Origin of the sequence: Wolbachia endosymbiont of Drosophila leontia (assembly GCF_028981785.1) — a bacterium.
Classification (GTDB): Bacteria; Pseudomonadota; Alphaproteobacteria; order Rickettsiales; family Anaplasmataceae; genus Wolbachia; species Wolbachia pipientis.
This window is the reverse complement of sequence record NZ_JAPQLK010000060.1, coordinates 1-6,235: the sequence shown is the minus strand read 5'-3', so window position 1 is coordinate 6,235 and position 6,235 is coordinate 1. Positions and strand designations below refer to the sequence as shown.

The 6,235-nt window shown below is 33.9% G+C and carries 6 protein-coding genes and 1 pseudogene; 2 read left to right on the top strand and 5 right to left on the bottom strand.

Features of this window, described 5'->3' with window-relative positions:
* The 3 genes from OZD63_RS01930 to OZD63_RS01920 all read right to left on the bottom strand — a co-directional run.
* Positions 1-283 (bottom strand): transposase (locus OZD63_RS01930; protein WP_274979865.1); only part of this gene is annotated, 283 nt, incomplete at its 3' end.
* Between the two features lie 170 nt (positions 284-453).
* Positions 454-1,626 (bottom strand): porin, encoded by a 1,173-nt coding sequence (locus tag OZD63_RS01925; RefSeq protein WP_275007982.1) that lies wholly within the window; start codon positions 1,624-1,626, stop codon positions 454-456.
* A gap of 62 nt (positions 1,627-1,688) precedes the next feature.
* Positions 1,689-2,504 carry a hypothetical protein gene (locus OZD63_RS01920; RefSeq protein ID WP_275007981.1) on the bottom strand — a complete coding sequence of 272 codons (816 nt, stop codon included), beginning with the start codon at positions 2,502-2,504 and terminating at the stop codon, positions 1,689-1,691.
* A gap of 233 nt (positions 2,505-2,737) precedes the next feature.
* Here OZD63_RS01920 and OZD63_RS01915 point away from each other — a divergent pair, with 233 nt between their 5' ends.
* A complete protein-coding gene (locus OZD63_RS01915) occupies positions 2,738-3,523 on the top strand; it encodes an enoyl-ACP reductase FabI (RefSeq protein ID WP_274980081.1) in 786 nt (261 codons plus the stop codon).
* On the opposite strand, the gene secD is transcribed toward OZD63_RS01915, so the two are convergent.
* Entirely contained in the window at positions 3,520-4,965 is a 1,446-nt protein-coding gene (gene secD, locus OZD63_RS01910; protein ID WP_458695128.1) for a protein translocase subunit SecD, read from the bottom strand. The genes OZD63_RS01915 and secD overlap by 4 nt on opposite strands.
* Here secD and OZD63_RS01905 point away from each other — a divergent pair.
* On the top strand, positions 4,865-5,146 hold the full coding sequence (locus OZD63_RS01905; protein WP_039964338.1) for a hypothetical protein: 282 nt from the start codon (positions 4,865-4,867) through the stop codon (positions 5,144-5,146). The two genes, secD and OZD63_RS01905, sit on opposite strands and share 101 nt — an antisense overlap.
* A 46-nt stretch (positions 5,147-5,192) precedes the next feature.
* Here the strand turns inward: OZD63_RS01905 and OZD63_RS06255 are convergent.
* Positions 5,193-6,173: pseudogene (locus tag OZD63_RS06255) on the bottom strand (IS3 family transposase).
* Between the last annotated feature and the right edge of the window lie 62 nt (positions 6,174-6,235).

Genomic DNA, 6,235 nt, shown 5'->3' with positions numbered 1-6,235 from the left:
CTCTTTTTGACTGGCCAGGGCTTTTTTTTAAATGTCTCTTTCCCTTGTTACTCTTGCTTTGTAAATCAAACCTCTCTTTGTCGTAAGGAGCCATGTTACCTCTACCTGGAAATGCATCTGCTGCCGACTTTTTTTCGTTGTGTTTCTTTATCCATTTTCCTAATAAACCACCCTTTATTCCTAAATCCTTTGCTATTTTTGTAATTGTTTGACCTGCCTTTCTTTGTTCATTTGCCAGTTTAACAGCTTCCAATTTGAATTCTGCTGTATATTCTCTTACCATTTCTAATCCTCCAAAATTTTATTTTACCCAAAAAAACTCTTTTCTTTCTCTCCACTTTTTCTGGGTAAGGTCAGTTTACTGGCCTCTCCATGAGTGAGATTGAAAAATTAAGTGGAAATCTGTGAACGGTTACCTTGGATGACAGAAAAGAGTGTTGGAAGGAGGCAATATTAAAAACTTAATTTCAGTCCAGCCAAGAACACATAACCAGAGTTGTTATTTTCTATTTCAGGCTCTTTTGTACTAAACTTTACAATATCGAAATAGTATGAAGTACCTAAAAAAAGAGAATTTTCAAGACTTAAAGCATATGATGTTAACTCGTTTGTACCTTCGCCTGCAATATCCCTACCACTACTAAAATATGTTAAGCTCGATTCGTAAGAATCAGAACGGTAAGCGATACCTGCATTCATATAATACGTATTATTTGTTTCAGGATTACGCTTCTCACCAGATTTACCACCATTACCATACGAAAAAATGCAATCAAGATCGAACAATTTTAGCTTCAAACCAAAATTCCAGTGTAGTAATTGATTGCGGCATTCATAATTTTTAGAAGTCCCATCTGAGCAATCAGTTAAATTTTCTCTTGCAAATTCACCAGTTAAGGCAGTAGTAAAACCTATATCATCTGACAAGCTGTTTTTATAGGAAAGGCCAGCAGCAATTAAATTGCTGTACTGTAAGTTATTTTTTCCTGGAACATAACTGAATCCGAGTTGAAAGTTATAGATTTCAGGGGAGATGTAGTTAATTGATGATTGTTTTAACCCTAGTTCGAGTTCATTATAATCGCTATAAATATTGGGCTTGACCCAGAACACCTTGTCTTGATCATATCCAGGGTCACCATCTTTTTTATGATCACCGCGCAAATTTGCATAGTTTGTCCAATGACCATTTACTCCTCCAGCAGCTGCATAAATTTTTGAAGTGTTAATTAACATGCTCTGACCAACTAAACTTCTTTTACCATATTCAATTGATCCAAGTTCCTGGTTTTTTATGATAAAATACCATTCCTCCATGTCTAACTTTTCTATGTCTAACGCTTTTAGGTTTGCAATACCAGAAACCCCTGCCTTAACATTAACCCCCATTTGAGTATTTGGATAAACTTGCTGTAAATAAAGAAAGCGCAAGCATGAATAACTTGAAGTTTTATCCTTAGGCTTAGCATTGAAAGAATCTCTGTTGAAGGCGTAGCCGAATCTCAAATCTATTTTTCCGTCTAGTTCTGCATAAAATACTTCCTTATCCAAAATTGTTTTAGAGCTAGCACTATTCTGCAAAAACAACGATGAAAGCAGTGCTACCAGGTAGTACTTTAACTTCATAAAAAAACTTAAATCTCTATAAAAGTTTAAGTTTAAACTCAATATAAATAAAAAACAACTTTTCAGAAGGCACCGCTGGCAGATTTTGCTGCCTGTTTTTGAGCTATATTCCCATAAATTATTGATACACTTGGTAATTTTCGCTTTAATAACTGCTTATTAATGGCAGAATGTATATGATTAATTATTTTAGATATACTTTTTACATCGCAGTTAATCAAAACAAAAAGCACTTTATTCTCATCAATATACCCTAGAAAATCATCACTACGGCAATTTTTATAAAAATGTTCTATGATAACTTTCAGTGCATTATTTGTCTCACTACAGCTACTATTTAAGCCAATCACTCCTATAGCTGCATTAATTTGATGTTGAAAGGCAAAATTTAATATAACGTATAACTCTAGAATAGTGGACTCATTGCCCGGTATATCGAATAAGTCATGGTTTTTATATTTTTTACCCATTAGATATTTATCTCTAAAGATTCCTAGTTTATGGGACAAACTGATATCACGTATTAATAGCTCATAATTTATTTTATTACTGGCAAATTGTGCAGTGCGGAAAACTTTTACTTTTGTCCTGATATCTTCTCCTTTAGCATCAGTTAAGGAAAAATCTATCACTTTAGGTAATATATCAAGTAAATCGTGCCCATTTTCGGTATACTCTAAATAATTCTTCACGTTGTCAGCTGCTCTTGTGCTTAAGATATTAATTAATGGCTTATTAAGCAAATTCTCCTCTTCATATTTTAACAAATCCCTTGCAACTTGATTGAGCCCTAAAATTAACACGTTTTTTTTCTTATTATCCTGACAAACAGATACCACAGCATCATCTTTTCTTCTTGCAGTTATGAAATCATCCATACTTTCATTCTATACAGCGTATTTATAAGTATAATAAGGTTATATTAAGATTTACTTACTTATTGATATGCTTAATTAGGTATAGACAAAATGTCATACGGGATGGCTTTGTTGTAGAAGAATCAAGATTACTGTTTATAGACTTCAAGTTACTGCAAAAAATATTTTAAAACATAGTGATATCTTGACTTTACCTAGTTAATATTCCAAATTATAAAAAAACAGATAGTTCTATGACGACAAGTCTATTACAAGGCAAAAAGGGATTAATAACCGGAATAATAAATAAGAGATCAATAGCATACGGTATAGCAAAAACTCTCTCAGAGCACGGAGCAGAACTTGCAATCACCTACCAGAATGAAATAATAAAAGAAAAACTATCACCAATAGCAGATGAACTAAATGTGGAGCTAATATTACACTGCGACGTTTCAAATGAAAAAATCATAGGTAACGCTTTCGAAATAATAGAGAAAAAATGGGGTACTCTTGACTTTTTGGTGCATGCAATAGCATTCTCCGATAAAAGTGAGTTAGATGGTAAATATGTCAATACTTCACTGGATAACTTCCTCAATGCAATGCATATATCGTGCTATTCTTTTACTGCTTTAGCGCAAAGGGCTGAAAAAATGATGTCAAATGGTGGTAGTTTACTTACTTTATCTTATTATGGCGCTGAAAAAGTTATGCCAAATTATAACGTTATGGGTTTATGTAAAGCGGCACTTGAAGCAAGTGTAAAATATATAGCATGTGATCTCGGGCCACAAAATATCAGAGTAAATGCAATTTCCGCTGGTCCAATCAGAACTTTAGCATCTTCTGGAATAAGCGATTTTCACTCCATATCAGAATGGAATAGAAATAATTCTCCGCTCAGACGCAATGTTACAATAGAGGATGTTGGCAAGGCAGCGTTATACTTATTAAGCGACTTAAGTAGTGGCACTACTGGAGAAATTTTGCACGTTGATTCAGGATATAACGTTGTGGGAATGAAGGTAGTTGACTAACAAAGCACTAGTTCCTTCGGGTTCATACACAACTCTATCAGGAGTTTTGTGACTGTGATTGCAGAAAACATCGAACATAAAATTCCTATTGATAGAGTGACAGAAAAGCCTCTTATTGCTCCACTGCCAATAATGAACATTATTCCTGCAGCAATTAATGTAGTGATATTTGAATCCAGTATTGTCTTTATAGCGTTTTTAAACCCTTCTTCAATAGCACGTTCCACTCTCTTGCCAGATTTGATTTCCTCACGAATTCGCTCAAATATTAAAACATTTGCATCCACCGCCATACCAACAGTAAGTGCAATACCGGCAATTCCAGGTAAAGTTAGAGTTGCTTCAAGCAGAGTGAGAATTGATAATATAAGAATTACATTAGAAAAAAGCGCAACAGAGGCCAATACACCTAATTTGCCGTAAGTGATAATTATAAATAAAGCCACGGCTATAATAGAGATTGTTGCTGCCATTTCCCCTGCCTTTATTGATTCTTCTCCAAGACTTGGGCCAATGTTTTTTTCTTCAATTATTTTAAGTGGTGCTGGCAGTGCTCCAGATTTTAAAAGTATTGCAAGTTCGCTTGCTTGTTTTTCAGTGAAATTACCGCTAATTTCTCCCTCTCCATTTAAAATTGGCTCACGTATTGTAGGTACTGTTAAGACTGTGTTATCCAGAACAATTGCAAAAGGTTTTCCCACATTTTCTTTAGTGATTTTTGCGAATCTTTTACTCGCTATGCTGTCAAATTTAAAATGCACTGTTGGTTTACCTAAATTGCCGAATCTAACTGACGCGTTAACCAGCGAATCGCCACCTATTTCAGTTTTGCGAAATATTGGATAAGAATTACCTAAAGAATCCTTGAGCATGACAGTGGTTTCATGGTCTATATCCTGCACCTTGGCTATGTTAGTGTTTGCCAAATGAAAAGCTAGCTTAGCAGTTTTGCCAAGCAGAGATTTTATCTGCTTGGTATCTTCTACTCCAGGCACCTGCACCAATATTTTATTCTGCCCTTGTTTTTGAACGCTGACTTCCTTTGTGCCAAGTTTGTCCAAACGGCGCTGGACATTGTTTATTGATTCTGCAGCTACTTCACTGATCAAAGGATTTTTATAATGGGGTTTATACGAAATGAGAATCGAAGAATCTTTTCTATTTAGCTCTAAATTTGGATTTATCGCATTAATCAACACAGATGCTTTTTTATAATCATCAATATTATTTAAAGTTATAACGCTATTTTGTACGTTAGATTCAATATTTTTTGTTAGCAATGTCTCTTTTATTTCGTTAGCTAGCATGCTTAGCTTTTCCTTAAAATAGAAGTCTAAGTCTATGTTTAAAAGCAAAGATGCCCCTCCCTTCAGGTCAAGGCCTAAGTTTATTCTTTTTTTCGAAATAAAAAGCTTATTATCAAAGAAATTTGGCAGTGTTATGTATAAAGCAAATAAACAGATGCATAATACTGAAAAAGATTTGACTATAAGTCTGTTGTACATAAGTTGTAGGTTTAAAATTGTAATAATTGATTGTAAGTTAAAAATAGATTTTTGTAAAATTCTCTATTTGACCTTACCCAGAAAAAGTAGAGAGAAAGTTAAGACGTTTTTATCATGAGAATAAATTGTGCAGGAATGCAATAGTTAATAGTAGAATGTCTACGTTATTTGTTATAAAAGATTTCTATGTATTCAAATATGGCAGTTCTGGTTTGTTGAGCGAGAAGTATCAATAAGCAGCTCCCTTTTAAGTGAACTTTTCTGCAACAGAGTTATCGTAACAACAGCCCTTATGGCTCATGCTGGAAATGATGTTTTTTGTATTCAATAGAAATTGGTAATTTTGAGAGGTATACTGTGACCCTTGATCGCTATGTAACAGCAGATTTTTATCGGGTTTGCGTTTATCAACGGCCATCAATAAAGAATCTATAACTAATTATCATGTTACTCATTAACCACCATGCGTGAATATAGGTCAATTATTGCCGCCAACAACCTTCTTTAGTTTTTATGTAGGTAATCCCAAACTTTATTTGGCTGATCAGTAGTAAAATTTTGATCCAATGTGTTCGGAGCCACAACTCGGTTGCTTATTTGCTGTTTTTTATTTTTGAACCTTCGTCTAAGCTTGGTTTTAATGCCATTTTCTTGCATAACACTTTGTACTGTTTTAATTTTTGCCTAAAGCTTTTAATTCAGCGTGAATTTTAGGAGCTCCATATCTGCATTTAGAAGCTTGATGTATTTTTTGAATATCTGCTAGAAGCCCTTCTTTTGCTAATTCTTTACTGCTTTTTTCCTTAGCAACCAATACCACCAGTACAAAACCCTACATAGTTCCTGTGTTTTATAGCAATTTCTATATAAAAGAATACTTTACTCTTTTTCTTTGCCCAGGGCTTTTTTTAAAATGTCTCTTTCTCTTGTTAGTTCTTTTTTTAGATCAAATCTTTCTTTGTCATAAGGAGCCTTTGCCTGGAAATGCGTATGCTCCAGACATTTTTCCATCATATTTTCTTACTTAACATACTACCATCTATACCTAGATCTTTTGCTATTTTTGTACTTGCTTGACCTGTTTCTTTAACCAGCTTAACAGCTTCTAATTTGAATTCTGCCGTATATTCTCTTCTATTTGTCATATTTTGAAAAAACGTTTTATTTTACTCCAAAAACGTCTTAACTTTCTCTCTACTTTTTCTGG